Origin of the sequence: Alkalibacillus silvisoli, from assembly GCF_039521975.1 — a bacterium.
GTDB classification, from domain to species: domain Bacteria; phylum Bacillota; class Bacilli; order Bacillales; family Alkalibacillaceae; genus Alkalibacillus; species Alkalibacillus silvisoli.
Map to the genome: position 1 here is coordinate 39,020 of NZ_BAAACZ010000015.1, position 17,117 is coordinate 56,136.

Below are 17,117 nucleotides of genomic sequence, written 5' to 3' on the forward strand. Positions count from 1 at the left end.
CAGATGCGCTGGAAAAGGCCAGGAACTTTCCAAATGAAGCTTCCTCCAAGCGCTCCCCTACTCATTCAACGCTGTCTCCAACGTCTCAATATTTTTCCCCATTATGCTGAAATAGTCTTCATTATTCTCCATGTCTTCTTCGGAAATGGATTCCAAGTTTCGAAGCACCAGACTTTCTGCGCCGATTTCCTCCTGAATCACTTCGGTGACGGAACTGTTCACGTTATTTTCAAAAACGACGTAGCCGATATCCTCTTCTTCAGCGATTTTGACGATTTCGGCAAGCTCTGACTGGGACGGCTCTTCATTAGGGGAAAGACCTAGAACGCTCAATTGTTCTAATCCGTAGCGATCTTCCCAGTAGCCATAAGCAGCATGGGAGACAATCAACTCATCACGATCGGCCTCTGCAAACGTCGATTCCAACGTTTGATCGAGCGCTTCCAGGTCATCACGTAGCGCTTCATAGTTTTCCGTAAAATAAGCTTCCTGTTCCGGCCGCAACTCGATAAGTGTATGTTTAATATTCTCCGCAACGTCTATACTACGGGCCGGATCCAAAAAAATATGCGGGTCGCCATCCTCATGTTCAGCCTCGTGATCTTGTTCATGGTCATGGTCGTTGCCAATTAGTTCAATGCCTTCGCCCGCAGGGACTATTGCCACATCCTCATCAGCGAGCATATCCTCGGCTGTTTCAACAAAGCCTTCCATTCCTACGTCGGAATAGATAAAGGCATCGCTTTCCGCGAGTTGGATCAACTCATTAGCTGTCGGCTCAAAGGAATGCGCGTCTGTGTTCGGCGGGTAGATGGTTTCGGCATTGACTTCGTTGCCGCCAATTTTGGACGTAAAGTCCTCCAAAGCGAAAACCGTCGTGTGAATCTGTAAAGGATCCTTCTCCCTTTCGTTACCCGAGCTTTCCCCTTGGCAACCGGCAAGTGCTATGCCGGAAATGATGATCATCATACATGATTTCCGCATCCAAATAAACATCCTTTCAAATAGTAATGATTACGATTTAAGATTAGAGAAACACATTGATCCTGTCAAGGACTTTCTAAAATCTTACTTTAATCTAGGGTAATCAACTACTTTCATAGAAAAGAAGCAAGGCAATCAGTTTATGGATATACCAAATTTATGCGCGTGATTGGGGGGGGTGGTTCTATATCTACTGATAATATTATGAAGGGTGATATTAAATTGTAATCATACAGTAATAGAATCCTCATAGTTTCTCCATATTTTCTTGTTATTTTAACTTAGGAATACAAAAATGGGGAGGAAGTTTAAATGAAAATGAGAAAACTATTTTTATCTTCATCACTCGTGACAGTTGTTATGTTTGCTCCAATGTGGAGTGAAAGTGCTTCCGCATATGCTGAGCCAGACGAGGATGATCATAGCGTCCAAGATGATTATACAGAGGATAACATGGGCACTTCCCAAACCTATCTCATAACAGATGACCAGGGTAGTGAAGTGGAGCAATTACAGTCTGAGTTAAGGAATCAAGGGTACACTGTTCAAGTCGATGGGGTGTTTGGTCCTGAAACAGAAGATGCTGTTAAAGAATATCAAAGCGATCAAGGCCTTGTTATAGATGGAATAGCCGGCCCAAATACATATCAGGCATTAGAACCAGACACTTCAAGTAATGGTGATCCGTCAAATGAAGATTCAGAAAACCAAGATCCAGCCTCTTCAGATTCAGATATTGTTGCAACAGCTCAAAGTGTACTGGGAACGCCTTATCAATGGGGCGGCACAACGCCTGATGGATTTGATAGTAGTGGCTTTATCAACTACGTGTTTGATCAAAATGGCATCGATGTCTCTCGAACACATGCAGAGATGTGGGAGAACGATGGGGAACACGTAACGTCTATGAGCATTGGGGATCTTGTGTTTTTCGAAGGAACGTATGATACGACAGGAGCTTCACACAGTGGCATATATATCGGGGATAACCAAATGATTCACGCAGGGAATGAAGGCGTTGTGCAAGCAGACATCACCAGTGATTATTGGCAAGACCACATCATTGGAACCAAAACCATGCAGTAACTTATCATAAAAATCAGCTGTTGCTATGATTCGCTCATAGCAACAGCTTTTTTAGATCAACGAATTCCGGATATCGTTCAATGAGACGCTAAAAATCCATTCATACTTTATGGATAGTCATAAGAAAGGTTGGAGTCTCTCCTTAAGCATTTCTTCGGTCACTTCTCCCATGATGATATCAACGATAATGCCTTCTTCATTAATCAAATACGTGGTTGGAAGACCAGCGACTTGATACTCATCAGCCATTTCCCCATCCGTGTCGAAGAGGACAGGCATGGTAACTGGTTGTTCATCTAAAAATTCCATTGCTTCATCCATCGTACGCTCAAACGATGACATATTGACTGCTAGCACATTAACCTCTTTGTCACTAAATTCCTGATGGACTTGATCAAGCAGGGGGAATTCTCGAATACAGGGTTCACACCAAGAAGCCCAAAAATTCATAATGACAAACGTGCCACGTACATCGTTTAAACTCATACTCTCTCCTTCGGCTTGCGGCAACTCCATATCCGGGGCTTCTTCTCCCTGATTGACACCCACCGGTGGAGAAGAAACAGAATTATAGATGATTGCTCCCATCACCAACGTTGCAATCAGAAGAGCCCCTATGCTGCTTATTTTTCGAACCATTCGTATTCCCCCGCTGACCCGTTTTCTAAGGAGAATAGCACTATTCCACCTTCCGGGTTATCTAACATATCTCTTGAAATCTTAAATGCTCACCATTGTTCATCTAAATCATTTGACTTAATCGTAGTGTGCAATCTGTATCGTCAATGCCCATTGAAATAACAAAAAAGATCTTCGGCTTTTATTTTGTTTGTTATTTGCCTACGCTGTCACGATTAAATTTTTAATCGACTACGACCGTGTTAAGAAGCTGCAGGGTCGACCATTTGCATAAAATCTTGGACGTGTTCTTCGCTCATGCCTCCGACTCGAATGTGGACAACCTCTCCGTTTTCATCAATCATATAGGTTGCCGGGAGTTGCCCGACGCCATAATGATCCATCACATCACCATTTTCATCCATCAGGATGGGGAAGGTTAATTGAAGACGCTCAGCGAATCGATCAATGGTCAACTCGGATTCCCCCACATTCACGGCAAGAATTTCAACATCGTCATCCAAATACGCCTGATGTTGATCTTCCATATAAGGCATTTCTTCTTCACATGGTGGGCAATAGGTTCCCCAGAAGTTAAGAAATACGCCTTGTCCTTCATAATCCGCAAGCTCTACCCTTTCACCATCCATATTAATCAAAGTGAAATTGGGGGCTTGATCTCCTTCCGAAACCACTTCCTCCGTGTGAATAAAATTGGTATAAAACACATAAGAAACAACGACAGCAAGCGTCATTAAAACAGCCGTACGCATCCAAAAGCGACGTCGTTTACGTTTAGCTCTCTCCTCTTTATCCATAGTCCACCTCACTATTGGTAGATTGCCATTGATGGCGCTTTTAGGCGTTTCCTAGACGTGTTCTCTCTGCATGGATACCTGTGTCAAAGATGCTTTTGATTCTAAGCATAAGAGTGGAGACCTGCAATCACAAGGTTGACGAATATTAAATTAATCATGATAATCGCGAAACCAACCACAGCCAACCAAGCCGAAGGCTCCCCTTGCCAACTGCGATTCAACCGTAAGTGCAGGTAAGCTGCATAGAAGAGAAAGGTAATGAGTGCCCACACTTCTTTCGGGTCCCACCCCCAAAACCTTGTCCAAGCAATTTGAGCCCAGATCATGGCAAAAACAAGCCCTCCTAAGGCAAAAAGTGGGAACCCAATCGCTATGGCACGATAGCTTATTTCATCCATCAAGTCCGGATTGACCCTTTTCACGAATGGTTGTAAAAGAGTCCCTATACGTCTCCTCGTGATTAAACGAACCGCCCCAAATAAAACGAGACCAGAACCAAAAGCCCATGCTGTTGTGTTCAAGGAATCACTATCAATCCAATCGGGCATTTCGAACCAAGGCTCCATACGATCTGAAGAGAGCAACTCTCCCTCGTTCGGGCCAAATATCGGGGGAAGATCATAAATGATTTCGGCTGGTTCTTCAAATTCATTGACATAAGCAAATTGAGCTTCATAACCGAATGCGTTAAACGCGTTGGTCAAAACGATGAAGGCGAAAAGAGTCATAAAGGTGTACATAATAAACTCGACGCCAAACGTCCTTTTGGTCATTTTTTTTCCTTTTAAATCGATTGTCCGTAGAAGGTAAATGACCCCGGCCCCAAAACTAACGGCAAGAATTCCCTGAGCCAACCCTGTTGTTAACACGTGAATCTCAAGCCAATAGGTTTGTAAAGCCGGTTGTCGTGGTTGATAATCAGTTACAAATACTGTGGCATACCCAATCATGAGCATCACAACAGGCAATGTAATGACACCAAGGACGTTACTTCTATATATGCCATAGATGATCACAAAAGCGAGGCTTAACGTAATACCAAAAAATGTAAGATACTCGAACATATTACTAACCGGGGCAAACCCGACCGTGATCCATCTGGTCACGAAATACCCTAAGGCAAAAACGAGGCCACCAATGGCTGTTATATACCCGAAAAGACCCCAGTTATTTCCCGTTACCCGGCCTTCTTTATTCCTCCATTTTCGCCCTGTCACAGACACCGCGTATAAAACCGTCGCAACTAAATAGAAAAAGAATGCGATCGTGAGTAGGATCATGCTCAAACTCATCTTGATTTACCTCCTATCCTCTCATTAAAGAGTGAACCTTAGCTATTGTCCTTGTCCTCTCCCTTCTCATATTCATCATCGATTTGATCCCGAGGCGCCGTAATACCTGTCTCTTTCGTGATCGCATCGATGTCTTTTTTCAGGGGTGCCCAGTGTTTATTCGTATGAGCAGCGAGCCAAACCTCTCCGTCTTTTCGTTGCAACCAAATGCGACTATGCGGCCAATAAGATCCTTGTACAAGACCGATAAGGAAAATGGCCCCTCCAACACTAAGATAGGGAATGGTGTTATCTTTTCGAACGGTAAGACCTGTTAAATCATTGGTATCAAAACCATCTAACGAAAACTCGTAGCGATTCTCTTCTTGATCAGGGCTCACATTGTAATTCGCTTGAATACCGAGAAAAGTATGGTCTAATGCTTCTGTATCCGGGTTCGCCATTTCAAAAATGAATGCCGGATTATCCGGGACATCATTTTCCGTTGTTGGCATGTTCTCATCATTCATATAGAAATTCGGGAAGTAGCTATTAATGCGAACATCCTCCCCATTATCAAGGGCATACGTATCATCCGGGTCATTTAAATCTACGGTAAAGGAGCCCACCACCTCATCGGTTTCTGTATCCTCAACTTCAAAACTCAGTTCTTTTAACTCATCCAATTTATAGTCCACTTGATAAAGCGTGTAATCATCGAAGTGGAAGGCATCGTTGACTTCGATCGGATGCCGATCGACTTCTTCGAGCTCTTGATCGACCCCCAGAGGGCCTTCTGGTCTATATAATACTGCGTCTGTTCGAAATGTTTCTTCAAACTGAAGGGCGGCACTTGCTTCCATGCCATCCGCAAAAATTTCATCATCTTCATCGAACTCTTCGTATGTGAATCCCTGATTCTCAACGTAATAATCACCGGATGTGCCAGGGACCACTTCGGTCTCACCTTCACGAACCCACATATTTTCATCTACATACATGCCAGGGAAAAACCGAAGCGATGCCCCGATTAAAAATATAATCAACCCGATGTGATTCACATAAGGCCCCCACCGTGCCCAACGGTTTTTCTCCGCCAGTATATGGCCGTTTTCTTCCCGAATGTTGTAACGCTTCTTTTTCAATATATCTTGAGCTGCTTGAAACGTGTGGTCGACATCTTCCACCCGGCTGGTCCCAAAAATACGCTGACGTTTCATAAAACTTTTGTGTCTGGTTACACGCTGCGATTTCAAAGCTTTATATAACGGAAAAAAACGATCGATACTAGCAATGATGATTGATACTCCCAGCGCAGCGATCAACAACATATACCACCAGGATCCATACATATTGTGCAGCCCAAAAGCATAATAAACCTGGCCTAATGCTCCGTACTCCTCCGCATAATACACTTCCGGCGTTTCGCCGGGCGGCATAAACATCTCTTGCGGAAAAATGGTTCCGAGAGAAGAAGCTATAAGCGTCACAATAATAATGCCTACCCCGACCTTAACCGATGAAAAGAAATTCCAGATTTTATCGATAATAGATGTGCTATATATTTGGGAACGACGCGCAGCACCCTCGTAACGCATGTTGAGCAATCGGTTCGAATCAGGGTCTGCCAGTGGTTTGCCACATGATCCACATACTTCTGTCCCGTAAGGGTTGACTCGTCCACACTCGCATTTTTGATTCATCATGAGCCCCCCATAAATCTAGTTTCATAGATAATCAGTTTTCCCGAACAATCTTTCTTGGACGCCAATCGCTTTTCGAAAGAATTTCTCATAACCACAATCATTTAAATCATCCAGGACGGGACATACTGCCCTAAATACATCGCGATCGTCTCGAAATAACCGGTGAAAAGAAGAATGCCCAGGATAATCATAATGACGCCACTCCCTTTTTGAATGGCCGGTAAAAAGCGATTGATGGAGTTAAGCTTCTGGAAAGATTTCGCATAAAGGAGCGAAACCCCTATGAATGGTACCCCCAGGCCCATGGAATAAACAAAAAGCATGGTCGACCCTGTAAGCATGCTTCCAGATGCTCCCGCAAGCGTGAGGATGGAACCGAGGGTGATGCCAATACAAGGCGTCCATCCAGCTGCAAATACCAATCCAAACAGCACCGAACCGGAAAAGCTTGAGGCTTTTTTGGGCGTTTTGGCTACTTTTTTCTCTGTTAGTAAGGCACGAATGGAAATAAGCCCACTCATTTGTAGCCCAAATAAAATAATGATGACACCGCCTAGTTGCATAACGACACTACTGTACTGATTAAACCATGACCCAAGCAGGGTTGAGGATAATCCCAACAGCAAGAAAATAATCGTAAAGCCAAGAATAAATCCGATGCTTCGGGTGAAAATCAACCGCCGATCCGCATTGATGGCTCCCGATGAGACATCGGTGCCGGTCAGTTGAGCCAAATAAGCCGGAAGCAATGGAAAAATGCAAGGGGAAAAGAAAGATATGAGGCCTGCCGCAAAAGCAAGGCCGAGCGACACATCATCCATATAACGAGTTCCTCCTCCAACATTGATGTATGAAGATCGACTTATACTTTCGACGATTAAGATTCATGTAAACTCATGCCTTGTTCAGCTTGTTGTTCCCATGTCTCTCCACCATCTTCAGTATAAAAAATATCACGTTCGAAAGTCGTTACCATAATGGTGTTCTCCGCTTGTGGGTTCTGGGCCAGATAACTGATGGCGTCTTCTTCGATCGATGGAGCAGGGATCTCTCTAACTACTTCGCCGGAGGCGTCTATGGCTTTGAGGGTTGTTTCTTCTTCCACACCCTCAGCAACAAGCAATTCGCCGGTGTGCGCATAGGTTAGAGCTGGCGCTGGCACACCACTTAGTACCTGCTCAAAGGAATCACCGGCATCATCAGATTGAAAGACCCCTTCCTCTGTGCTAAGAGCCACCCTATTTTCCTCATCAGGATGAGCTGCAATCGCAATCACGCTTCCGTTCACCCCGTCCACATCACGTGGTTCCCATTCCTGCCCCTCGTCGAGGGTTCGATGCAGGCCCAGCTCATCCATTTCTGAATTAGGCTCCGGATTCATAGCATAGATGGCGTCTGTGTTGTAACTGGCCGACATGACATGAAAATCAACCTCCCCTTCGAGCGCGAGCAAATCAAGCGTTTCGCCCCCATCCGTGCTTTTTACAAGGCCAAACGGATTTTCATAATCCGACTGCATGTTTGGATGTCCACTGCTATAAAATCCTTCGGACGTCATGGTGAAGCCCATAAAGTCATGAAGCTCCCCCTCGCCACTCTCCACATTCTTCCATATCCCATCCTCATAGACACGCAACCCATCATGTGCGGGAATATATGCCTGCTCCCCATCTTCTGTGAAGCCAAGCCCATGTATATGCGTAAATTCAACCTCCTCTTGAGCTTCGGTTTGACACCCACTCATGAGTACTCCGACTGCTGATAAACTTGCAAGATACAACACTAACGTTCTCATGTTTTTCTTCCTTTCCGTTTGCTTATGATTGAAATGATGATGTAGATCATCGCACCTACTAATAGAGGGATCCCCATCCAGAGACAGATTTGGAAAAGGAGCTGGAGATAAGAAGGAACATCCGCTGAAGCCGATATAACGCCGGACATAACCAAACAATGCAAGCCGATGGCGATTAACAACGAAGCAATCCACCAATCCCTTCTAGTCATTCATCGCCCTCCTTAGCTCCTGGAAAACGTAGCGTAAATGTCGTCCCTTTTCCGGGAACACTTTCCACTTGAATGCTTCCATATTGGAGTTCCGTCAATTGTTTCACGATGGCGAGCCCTAAACCGGTCCCCCCAAAATCACGTGATCTGGACTTTTCAGCCCGATAGAAACGCTCAAAAATGTAGGGGAGATCTTCAGTAGCGATACCCCTTCCCGTATCAGAAATTTTTACTTCGATGTTCCCGTCTTTCAAGGATCCCTCGATCCAAACATGCCCATTTTCCGTATAACTCACCGCGTTTTGAAGCAAATTTGTGAAGATCTGTTCTATACGAAAGCTATCAGCTACAATCGTTGGAAGTTTTGCTTCCATATCAACCTTTATGGTATTTTTCTTTTTCTTAGCATCGGTGGCCATTTTTGCTTTTGCTCGTTTGATAACGTCTCCGATATGAACAAGCTCAAGGTTCAAGGGAAAACGCTCTTCTTCCATTCGGGATAATTCAAATAAATCATGGATGAGTCGATTCATGCGGTGGGCTTCTTCATGAATAATATCGACAAACTGTTGTCTTTCGCTCTCATCCTGATAAAGCCCCTTTTTTAGTGCATCACAATACCCCTGGACATAAGACAGTGGCGTCCGTAATTCATGGGACACGTCCGAAAAAAAAGCTTGCCTGTTCGTCCGGTATCTTTTTAGTTCGCGCGCCAACTCATTCATAGAATGGGAGAGCGAACCCAACTCATCTTTCGTTTTCACAGGCACTTCCACATCTAGATCCCCCCTCGCCATTTGGTTTGCCGCTCTTTCCATCTCCTGCAGGGGCATTGAAAATTCTCTGGAAGCAATAAACGTAAAACCAAAGGCAAGAAGAAGGGCACCAACCCCTGATAGAAACAACGCCTGCTGTACTTGAATGGCTGATTGATCCATGAGATCTGAAGGTGAAAAAATAAAGACTTCTCCAATATCGTCATTCTGCACTCGTTCCCCAGCATAAATATATTCTTGACGATCATTTGGGTCGATAAATCTTCCTGCCTCTCCCTGCGATGTGGAATAATCAGAGGGATGAAACCCACGGATCCCGGAATCTTCTACAACGTCTCCATTTGGATCAATAATGACCATCTTTCGTGCTGTCTCCCGATCCATCGATTGGACAAGAAGTTCGATGTCAGGATCATCTACTACAGCAAGGAGGGTTGCATATTGAGAAGCCATTTCATCCGTTTCTTCATATAAATGTACTTCATTATAATTGGTGAAAATTTGGACCATGACATACCCTAACGGAAGCAGTACGATGAGAAATAAAATCATAATCAATCCACCGAGCTTATAAAAAATCCTGTTCATCGGCTAATTTCCTTCCGTTGTATTAAATTTGTATCCCACTCCCCACACGGTCTTCATTGGATTAAATGGCAGACCAGCCTTTTTCAGTTTGGTTCGGATATTTTTGATATGGGTGTCAATCGTTCGAGGATCGTGCCATTCACGATCCAATGACCAAATCTTCTCGATGACATTTTCCCTTGTATACACGCGTTCCGGACGAGAGGCCATTAAATACAAAATCGCAAATTCTTTTGCGGTTAAATCGACGGATTGTCCCGCCACCTTAACCTCGTGTCGATCCGGTTGAATAAATAATGGGCCAGCTGTTATCTCTACTGGATCCTCGTTTAAGGGGTTGGATTTACGCCGGAGCAATGCTTTTACACGTGCGACGAGTTCCTCTGGGGCGAACGGTTTTACGAGATAATCATCCGCCCCTAGGTCAAGCCCTTTAACCCGATCTCCCACTTCTGTTCTCGCTGTTAACATCAAAATACCTATATTGAACCCTTCCATACGCAGGTGTTCACATACATCCCAACCGTCTGTCTGCGGCATCATAATATCTAAAATAATAGCATCGTAAGATTGATCGGTTGCCTTATGTATCGCTTCTATTCCGGAACTTGCTTCATCAAGTTCATAGCCTGCATTTGTCAAATAAAGACCAATCAACTGTCGCATTTTTCGCTCGTCATCCACAATAAGTATACGTTCGGCCACTTTTGCTCCTCCCATAAAGTGCTATATGTTATAGTTTATCTAGTGAATATGTAGTTGATGTGAAGAATAGGTATGTAAAATATGATCATTTTTTGACGAAAACACTGATGTAGAGTATCACCTCTCATTATAAAAAGAGACCCTGAAGGCGGATAGGAAACCGTCTCAGGGTCGAGGAAATTATGCAGCCGCCATCTCACGGCATACTTTTGCGCACCGGTGACAAGCTTCCGCACAATCTTGGCAATGCTGGTGGTGTTCGTGCTTTGCACACTCATCGCCACAAGCCTGACAGATGTCCGCGCATAATTCACAGATCTGCTTAGCAAAACGGCTGTTTGTTTGCATAGCTTGTACCGCAAATGCACAGATATCTGCACATTCTCGATCCAGTCTGATACATTCAGCCAGCATTTGTACGTTGTCTTCCTTCAGACACTCATCAAAACACCGATTGCACTGTTCCATGCATTCTAAACATGCTTGAATACACTCTTGATAATTCATTAATCTTGGTACCCCTTTCTTATGACACATAATTTGCATTCACTAGCTAGTGTGCGGTGTCCTTAATGGTTTATCCATTAAATATGTAGTTTTTATGAAGTTGGGAATACATTTTTGTTCTCTCTCATTGAAACGATAGTTACAAAAATGCCCTTATCGGATCATTCAACCTTAATAAAATGATCGGATAAGGGTTAATCAATTTTGTTTTCTATTTTTCGTCCAGCATAGGGGCCTTATCGTCTTTTTTATTCAACCTCTGAGAGCTCATCCTCTGTAACCCATTTATGATTTTCCACTTCTTCACCACCATCTGTAGGTGTGTAATCAATCATATAAACCGTTGTTTCTTCAGCCTCATCAATTGCAGCTGTGGCTCCTTCCATGCCATCCATATGATCGGCTTCTAATGTGACTTCTGTCCCCGGTTCAAATGTTTCTTCCCCGGCTTCTTCAATTTCTTCATGAACCACCCATTCATGATTTTCTACTCTTTCCCCGCCATTGGTTGGGTCGTAAGAAACAATGTAGGCAGTCGTATCATAAGCCCCTACGATGGTGGCTTTGGCACCTTCCATTTCCTCCATATGGCCGCCTTCCACCATTGCTTGGCTTCCCACTTCAAAAGTTGGATTCTCTTCTTCCCCTAAATCATCAGGAACTTCACCGGAACTGGAATGATCCATATCTTCGTGCATGTCATCGTCCATATCCATGCCATCCATATCGTCATGATCGGGCATCTCATCACCCATATCTTCCATATTACTATCCGAACCGGAATCCATATCCATCCCTTCATCTGGCATTTCCTCATCACCATTGCCACATGCAGCTAATGCAAAAGCTGTTACTAGCGAAACGGATCCTATCATGATTTTCTTCTTCATTTTATAATTCCTCCTTTTCATGAATAACGTACTAAAAAAATGTGTAGAAAATATGGAGCGATCGTTCATAGAGAAAAAAAGCACGGATTTTCATTAGATTTAAGTAAAAATCATTATTTATTCATAGATTCTACATTTTTTCCGTTTACAGTGTGACATAACCAATCAAAAGGGGGAAGAAGATTGAAAAAAGTATATATAGGAATGAGTACCATTTTTTTTGTGCTAGCTGGCTGTTCGGGTGAGGGGTTAGATGAGGGATCTACGGGATCTACCGAGAGTCAACAAGAGGGTAAAGGGAATGAAATGATGACTGAAGATGGTAAAGAAGTGTTTAATCTAGATGTTACCGAGACGCATTGGTGTAAATTACCACATTATATCGGATCCACTTTTGCAAATTAAAACCGCATGAAATCTCGCATTTCACCCTACATATTTGCACATTATTTCCGTTTTGCACACTATTCCGGTTTGTCTTTTCACATTATTCCAGCAAAATTAAAGAGAAACGAACACCCCTTCGCTTCACAAGGGGTGTTCGATCGTGTATGATGCTTCCTAAAGAGACACTGACGCCGGGCTCAAAAGGGAAGCTCTTCATCCGGAATTTCCGGGAAAAACAGGGTACTTTCGTCAAAACGAATGCGATAGACTTCCGAGCAACTAAGGTTAAACCGAACGCCTCCGAGGAAGACAAACCATTCCGAGTCTTTCCAAAGGTTAACTTCATAAAAATGGTCATGAATCCGGAGGTCAAACGGCATGCTGAATTGCATCACGTGTGTGTCTTGGCCGGCCCGAATGAGCCATTGGTTTTCGAAGGGATACCAAATCATGTATCCGTATTCCATCAAGCGCCCTCCTCATCGACCAACCGAACCACTTCCTCATCGATGATGTCGCGTTTCATCTGATAGCCTAACAGGAGGCAGTTGGTTGCCATCGTGTTGATGATTCTTGGCCATCCTTGTGAGGAGGAGCCCAGGGCTTCGAGGGCAGCTTCATTGAAGATCGGTACTTTGGCCCCGGCGTTTGTCAAATGGTGATCCACGTATTGGATCACCTCTTCTTTTGTTAGGGGGGCCATTTGATAGCGCATGACCAATCGCTGCGCCAACGCTCGGTTTTGATTTAGGCGGAGCTTCGCCCGTAAATGGGGCTGCCCGGCCAAGATTAAGAGAAAAGGATTCTTGGAATCCATACTGAAATTGAATAAGATCGAGAGGTCATTCAAAAACGCATCTTTGGCCATGTGCATCTCGTCCAAGAGAAACACGGGTGTGACGTTTCGCTCTTCTTTCAAACGTTCCACGGCGGATTGAATCTGCCGAAACAAATCCACCTTTCGAAATTTTGGCTCGTCCCCGAGCCCATAAACCAAGCCACGATAAAAATCCATGACACTGCCTGTGGACAGTGGAAAATAGACGACGTGGTACAAGGCCGGATTCAAGGCAGACTGAAAGGACCGCAAAGTAAAGGTCTTGCCTGTGCCCGGTTCTCCGGTCAAGAGCCCCATGCCACCGGTTTTTTTCAAGTACTCCAAGCGCGCGATCGCTTCCTTGTAGGCATCTGATTCAAAAGCCTTCGATGTCTCCACGTCTTTCGTGAACGGCGTGTGCGCCAGCGAATAAAAGGATTGATACATCTCAGTCGTCCTCCTTCGTGTCGCTCATTTGTGAAAAAGAGAAAGGCGAACGATCTCGCTTCACATGGGCGTTATCCTCAAAAGTCACTGGTACAATCTCCGACGTTGCTTGTCCGTCTTCATAGACATACACATGGTTTTCGTCCATACGCACATCAATGGATTGCCCAATCAGGTGCGGCGGGACTTCGTAAAGCGTTTTATGAAGCGTGATCGTCCCGTCGGCTCTCACTTTTCGCTGCTCACGCTTTAAGAAAACCGAATCCAGCACCGATGGATCATCGAGAAAGCGCACGTCTTCAATTCCGGCATGAAAACGTTCATGAGGCGTCTGCCCATCCAGGGACGCATGGATACTGCGGTGATAGTCATTCTCCAGCCAATGCCAAAAGCGTTCATTGAGTTCTTCGAGCGACGTAACTGGATTCGCCTGAAGTAACGGGTAAAAACGCGTGCGCACGGTACGGAAGAAGCGTTCTATTTTACCTTTAGCCTGAGCGTCATAGGGTTGCGTATGCGTTAAGGTAATGCCCAATTGAGCACAAGCGAATTGCAATGTTTCCGATCGATAGATTTTACCATTATCGGCGTAGATCACTTTCGGAACCCCGCGACGAAGCAACGCTTCTTTGGTAATTTCGCGCAGGCCATCAAATTTCTCGTTATCGAAAAATTGCGCGTACGGCACGAGACGCGAACAATCATCGATGTAAGCATAGAGATACGTTTGCCTTCTCCCGATAAATGGGCCATGTGAAACATCGCCTTGCCAAAGAACATTCACCCGACCGTGGGCGAAGCGTTTTCGGCGAGCACCCTTTGTCTCCTTCTCTGTAAGCCCTTGGTTCTTCAATAACCGGTTCATCGTCGCATAGGACACTTCTCCGGCGTTGATCTCCCCGTTTTTAATCAACTGTTCGTAAAACACGGTCACCGGCATGTCTGGCGTCTGTTCGCGAGAAGCCAGAATATGATCTTGTTGATCGGGCGATAGCCGCCTTGCATTCCCTTTGTCCCCGCGATGTCTTGGTTTTAACCCATCAAATCCCTCTCGCCGATACGTGGACAACCATTCCAAGATCGTCTTTCCGGCAATTTTCTTTTCGCCGTAATATGGGATGTCGTGCGTCTTCTGCGCCTGCTGCTCCAGGTAGGCTTTGCGCTCCACCAAGTCATTAAGTAACGGCGTGATCATCCCGTAGCGAAATAGGGCAATACTTTCTTTTGTTTGTTCGTCCATGGATTCGGATGCCTCCTTCATTGATCGAAGGATGGCCGACCATCCGTATCTATCATTCTACCGATCGCTCCCCCGGACGTATACGCAAACGTTATGTGGGATGGCCAAAAATAACATTCGGCTAGATTTTCCTGCCGAAAGATTGTGATTATGTTATACTGGCGATGCCATAAAATAGCTTGATAAATGACCCTTTGACCTTCGAAAGAAGGTAGATTCCCCAAAATCTCGGATCATTGTCAGGTATTTTGTGGCATTTTTATTTTCGCACTGAAAGGTCACGGGCATTCCCTGATCTATAAAGAAGCTGTGCAACCACTGGAGATGTTTAAGGAACCGTCGCTTATAAAAGGCCACTAGCTGGCGAAGACCTGGCCCTTTTTCCCTTGTTATAGCTGTTTCTGTTTGGTCGAGAACGGTATGTAATGTGTGCTGGTAATAGGGGATGAGGAAATCCGGCAAAATGGAGAAGGTCATCTTGCAAGCCGGACATTGTAGCCGACAAATCGGAATCTTCTCAGTGATTTCCTCGGTGATCCCGTAACGCCAATAGAACCCGTGTCTATGAAGATCGTTCATGGAATGGCAGGAGGGGCAGACATTCAAAGACGGAAAATCATTCTCCATGCCTTTATAAGCATACATGTTCAAATTAATCCCAAAATCATGAACCAAAATCATAAAAAAATCCTTCCGAAATAATCTGCTTAAACTTTAGCACATTATTCCAGAAGAATTCACTTCCTGATCTGAAATAATTTGAAAATATAGTGGGGTTTTGTGCCGAAATAATGTGATCCGTTACAGCATTGGATGTTTGATGACGAAACCATGACAGATGCCTGGACTTATAATGGATCCGTACCTGGCGAGAAGATTCGTGTCCAAGAAGGGGATGAGGTTATATTAAATGTCCAAAACAATTTGGAAGAACCCACTGCCCTTCATCTACATGGCTTCCCCGTCCCTAACGCGATGGATGGCGTCCCTGGCGTTACTCAAAATGCGATCATGCCTGGGGAAGAGTTTACGTACGAGTACCAAGCAGATGTCCCTGGAACGTACTGGTATCACTCCCATCAAGACGGGTCAACCCAAGTCGATCAAGGTCTCTATGGGGTTTTCATTGTTGAACCTGAGGACCAGGAGTCTTATGATGTAGATGAAGTCATAGCGATTGATGAATTTGCTCCAATGGACATGGATATGGAAGACGACATGCACGAAGACATGGATCATAGTGACATGGAAAACGGAGATATGGAGGAGATGGATCATGCGGATATGATGAATGAGATGTATGATACAATGGTTATTAACGGTCAATCATCTTCGCAAATTGAATCCGTTGATGTTGAAGAGGGGGATAAAGTAAAGCTACGATTTGTGAATGCAGGATTGTTTACACAAATTGTCTCAATTCCCGAACACGCATTTAAAGTGACCCATTATGATGGCCAGCCTGTCAATGAACCTGAAATGATAAGTGATACGTCCTTCCAAATCGCCCCGGCTGAACGATATGATGTTGAAATTGAAATGGACAATCCAGGGGCGTGGGGTATACAAGTTTTTGCGGAAGAGAATCAGGAAAGATTAAATGCGTCCCTTCCTCTTATATATGACGGTTATGAAGATGAGGACCTACAAACAGGTGATACTCCTTCCTCTTCCTTGGATTTAACCACCTACGGAGAGGCGCAGAACATGAATGAATATGATATTAATAAGGAATACGACATGAACCTTGGAACCGATGATGGGGGGGATACGTTCACAATTAATGGAAAACAATTCCCTGATCATGAGATCTACGAGGTAGAAGAAGGAGATGTCGTAAAGGTAACCATTGAAAATGATACGGAGGACGACCATCCAATGCACTTACATGGGGAGTTCTTTGACGTTATTTCGAAGGATGGAGAACCACTTCAAGGATCTTCGGTCACCAAAGATACGTTAAACGTACGCCCAGGTGAGACTTATGAAATTGTATTTGAAGCTCAAAACCCTGGAAATTGGATGTTCCATTGCCACGAGTTTCACCATGCAAGTGACGGAATGGTCGCTGAAGTGCAGTATGAAGGATTTGAGCCAGCCTTTACGCCTGATCCAAATGTTCCGAATCAACCTGAATAATATTAAAATAGGGGCTTCTTCGAGAAGTCTCTTTTCTTTTGTCATTTGACTAAAGGAATATGGATGTACAAAGATGCCCCGTTTTTGAAGTTTATCTACTTCACTCTTTCTCCATATTTTTTTCTTAAAAT

The 17,117-nt window shown here is 44.4% G+C and carries 19 protein-coding genes; 3 read left to right on the forward strand and 16 right to left on the reverse strand.

Annotated features, from left to right (window positions below; all coding sequences use genetic code 11):
- Positions 1 to 57 precede the first annotated feature (57 nt).
- Positions 58 to 969 carry a metal ABC transporter solute-binding protein, Zn/Mn family gene (locus ABDZ63_RS09465; RefSeq protein ID WP_343783300.1) on the reverse strand — a complete coding sequence of 304 codons (912 nt, stop codon included), beginning with the start codon at positions 967 to 969 and terminating at the stop codon, positions 58 to 60.
- A gap of 327 nt (positions 970 to 1,296) precedes the next feature.
- On the opposite strand from ABDZ63_RS09465, the gene ABDZ63_RS09470 reads away from it, so the two are divergent.
- Complete coding sequence (locus ABDZ63_RS09470; RefSeq protein WP_114374081.1) at positions 1,297 to 2,070, forward strand: C40 family peptidase; 774 nt, start codon at positions 1,297 to 1,299, stop codon at positions 2,068 to 2,070.
- 117 nt (positions 2,071 to 2,187) lie between these two features.
- Here ABDZ63_RS09470 and ABDZ63_RS09475 read toward each other — a convergent pair whose 3' ends face one another.
- From ABDZ63_RS09475 to ABDZ63_RS09525, 11 genes are all read right to left on the reverse strand, one after another.
- Positions 2,188 to 2,709, reverse strand: coding sequence for a TlpA family protein disulfide reductase (locus ABDZ63_RS09475; RefSeq protein WP_184403660.1), 522 nt, complete (start codon positions 2,707 to 2,709; stop codon positions 2,188 to 2,190).
- Between the two features lie 242 nt (positions 2,710 to 2,951).
- Complete coding sequence (resA, locus tag ABDZ63_RS09480; RefSeq protein ID WP_114374077.1) at positions 2,952 to 3,506, reverse strand: thiol-disulfide oxidoreductase ResA; 555 nt, start codon at positions 3,504 to 3,506, stop codon at positions 2,952 to 2,954.
- A gap of 101 nt (positions 3,507 to 3,607) precedes the next feature.
- Entirely contained in the window at positions 3,608 to 4,798 is a 1,191-nt protein-coding gene (gene ccsB, locus ABDZ63_RS09485; RefSeq protein WP_343783301.1) for a c-type cytochrome biogenesis protein CcsB, read from the reverse strand.
- Positions 4,799 to 4,836: 38 nt separating this feature from the next.
- The gene (resB, locus tag ABDZ63_RS09490) at positions 4,837 to 6,480 is read right to left on the reverse strand and encodes a cytochrome c biogenesis protein ResB (RefSeq protein ID WP_343783302.1); all 1,644 of its coding nucleotides are present in this window, start codon (positions 6,478 to 6,480) and stop codon (positions 4,837 to 4,839) included.
- 104 nt (positions 6,481 to 6,584) lie between these two features.
- A complete protein-coding gene (locus ABDZ63_RS09495; RefSeq protein WP_114374072.1) occupies positions 6,585 to 7,304 on the reverse strand; it encodes a cytochrome c biogenesis CcdA family protein in 720 nt (239 codons plus the stop codon).
- Positions 7,305 to 7,360: 56 nt separating this feature from the next.
- Complete coding sequence (locus ABDZ63_RS09500) at positions 7,361 to 8,278, reverse strand: F510_1955 family glycosylhydrolase (RefSeq protein ID WP_114374071.1); 918 nt, start codon at positions 8,276 to 8,278, stop codon at positions 7,361 to 7,363.
- Positions 8,275 to 8,490 (reverse strand): hypothetical protein, encoded by a 216-nt coding sequence (locus tag ABDZ63_RS09505; RefSeq protein WP_114374069.1) that lies wholly within the window; start codon positions 8,488 to 8,490, stop codon positions 8,275 to 8,277. Before ABDZ63_RS09505 ends, ABDZ63_RS09500 begins: the two co-directional genes overlap by 4 nt.
- The gene (locus ABDZ63_RS09510; protein ID WP_343783303.1) at positions 8,487 to 9,854 is read right to left on the reverse strand and encodes a sensor histidine kinase; all 1,368 of its coding nucleotides are present in this window, start codon (positions 9,852 to 9,854) and stop codon (positions 8,487 to 8,489) included. Before ABDZ63_RS09510 ends, ABDZ63_RS09505 begins: the two co-directional genes overlap by 4 nt.
- A 3-nt stretch (positions 9,855 to 9,857) precedes the next feature.
- Entirely contained in the window at positions 9,858 to 10,559 is a 702-nt protein-coding gene (locus ABDZ63_RS09515) for a response regulator transcription factor (protein ID WP_227002595.1), read from the reverse strand.
- A gap of 180 nt (positions 10,560 to 10,739) precedes the next feature.
- Complete coding sequence (locus tag ABDZ63_RS09520) at positions 10,740 to 11,066, reverse strand: four-helix bundle copper-binding protein (RefSeq protein WP_114374063.1); 327 nt, start codon at positions 11,064 to 11,066, stop codon at positions 10,740 to 10,742.
- A 248-nt stretch (positions 11,067 to 11,314) separates the two neighbouring features.
- Complete coding sequence (locus tag ABDZ63_RS09525) at positions 11,315 to 11,956, reverse strand: YdhK family protein (RefSeq protein ID WP_114374061.1); 642 nt, start codon at positions 11,954 to 11,956, stop codon at positions 11,315 to 11,317.
- Between the two features lie 183 nt (positions 11,957 to 12,139).
- Here ABDZ63_RS09525 and ABDZ63_RS09530 point away from each other — a divergent pair, with 183 nt between their 5' ends.
- Positions 12,140 to 12,361, forward strand: a complete 222-nt coding sequence (locus ABDZ63_RS09530) for a hypothetical protein (RefSeq protein ID WP_343783304.1) — start codon at positions 12,140 to 12,142, stop codon at positions 12,359 to 12,361.
- Positions 12,362 to 12,540: 179 nt separating this feature from the next.
- Here ABDZ63_RS09530 and ABDZ63_RS09535 read toward each other — a convergent pair whose 3' ends face one another.
- The 4 genes from ABDZ63_RS09535 to ABDZ63_RS09550 form a co-directional block, all read right to left on the reverse strand.
- Complete coding sequence (locus tag ABDZ63_RS09535; protein WP_343783305.1) at positions 12,541 to 12,810, reverse strand: hypothetical protein; 270 nt, start codon at positions 12,808 to 12,810, stop codon at positions 12,541 to 12,543.
- Positions 12,810 to 13,607 (reverse strand): ExeA family protein, encoded by a 798-nt coding sequence (locus ABDZ63_RS09540; protein WP_343783306.1) that lies wholly within the window; start codon positions 13,605 to 13,607, stop codon positions 12,810 to 12,812. Before ABDZ63_RS09540 ends, ABDZ63_RS09535 begins: the two co-directional genes overlap by 1 nt.
- 1 nt (position 13,608) lies before the next feature.
- Positions 13,609 to 14,847 (reverse strand): DDE-type integrase/transposase/recombinase, encoded by a 1,239-nt coding sequence (locus ABDZ63_RS09545; RefSeq protein ID WP_343783307.1) that lies wholly within the window; start codon positions 14,845 to 14,847, stop codon positions 13,609 to 13,611.
- Positions 14,848 to 15,000: 153 nt separating this feature from the next.
- Complete coding sequence (locus ABDZ63_RS09550; protein WP_343783308.1) at positions 15,001 to 15,528, reverse strand: DUF6431 domain-containing protein; 528 nt, start codon at positions 15,526 to 15,528, stop codon at positions 15,001 to 15,003.
- A 132-nt stretch (positions 15,529 to 15,660) separates the two neighbouring features.
- Between ABDZ63_RS09550 and ABDZ63_RS09555 the strand changes: the two genes are divergently transcribed.
- Positions 15,661 to 16,986 carry a multicopper oxidase family protein gene (locus ABDZ63_RS09555; protein WP_343783309.1) on the forward strand — a complete coding sequence of 442 codons (1,326 nt, stop codon included), beginning with the start codon at positions 15,661 to 15,663 and terminating at the stop codon, positions 16,984 to 16,986.
- Positions 16,987 to 17,117: the final 131 nt, after the last annotated feature.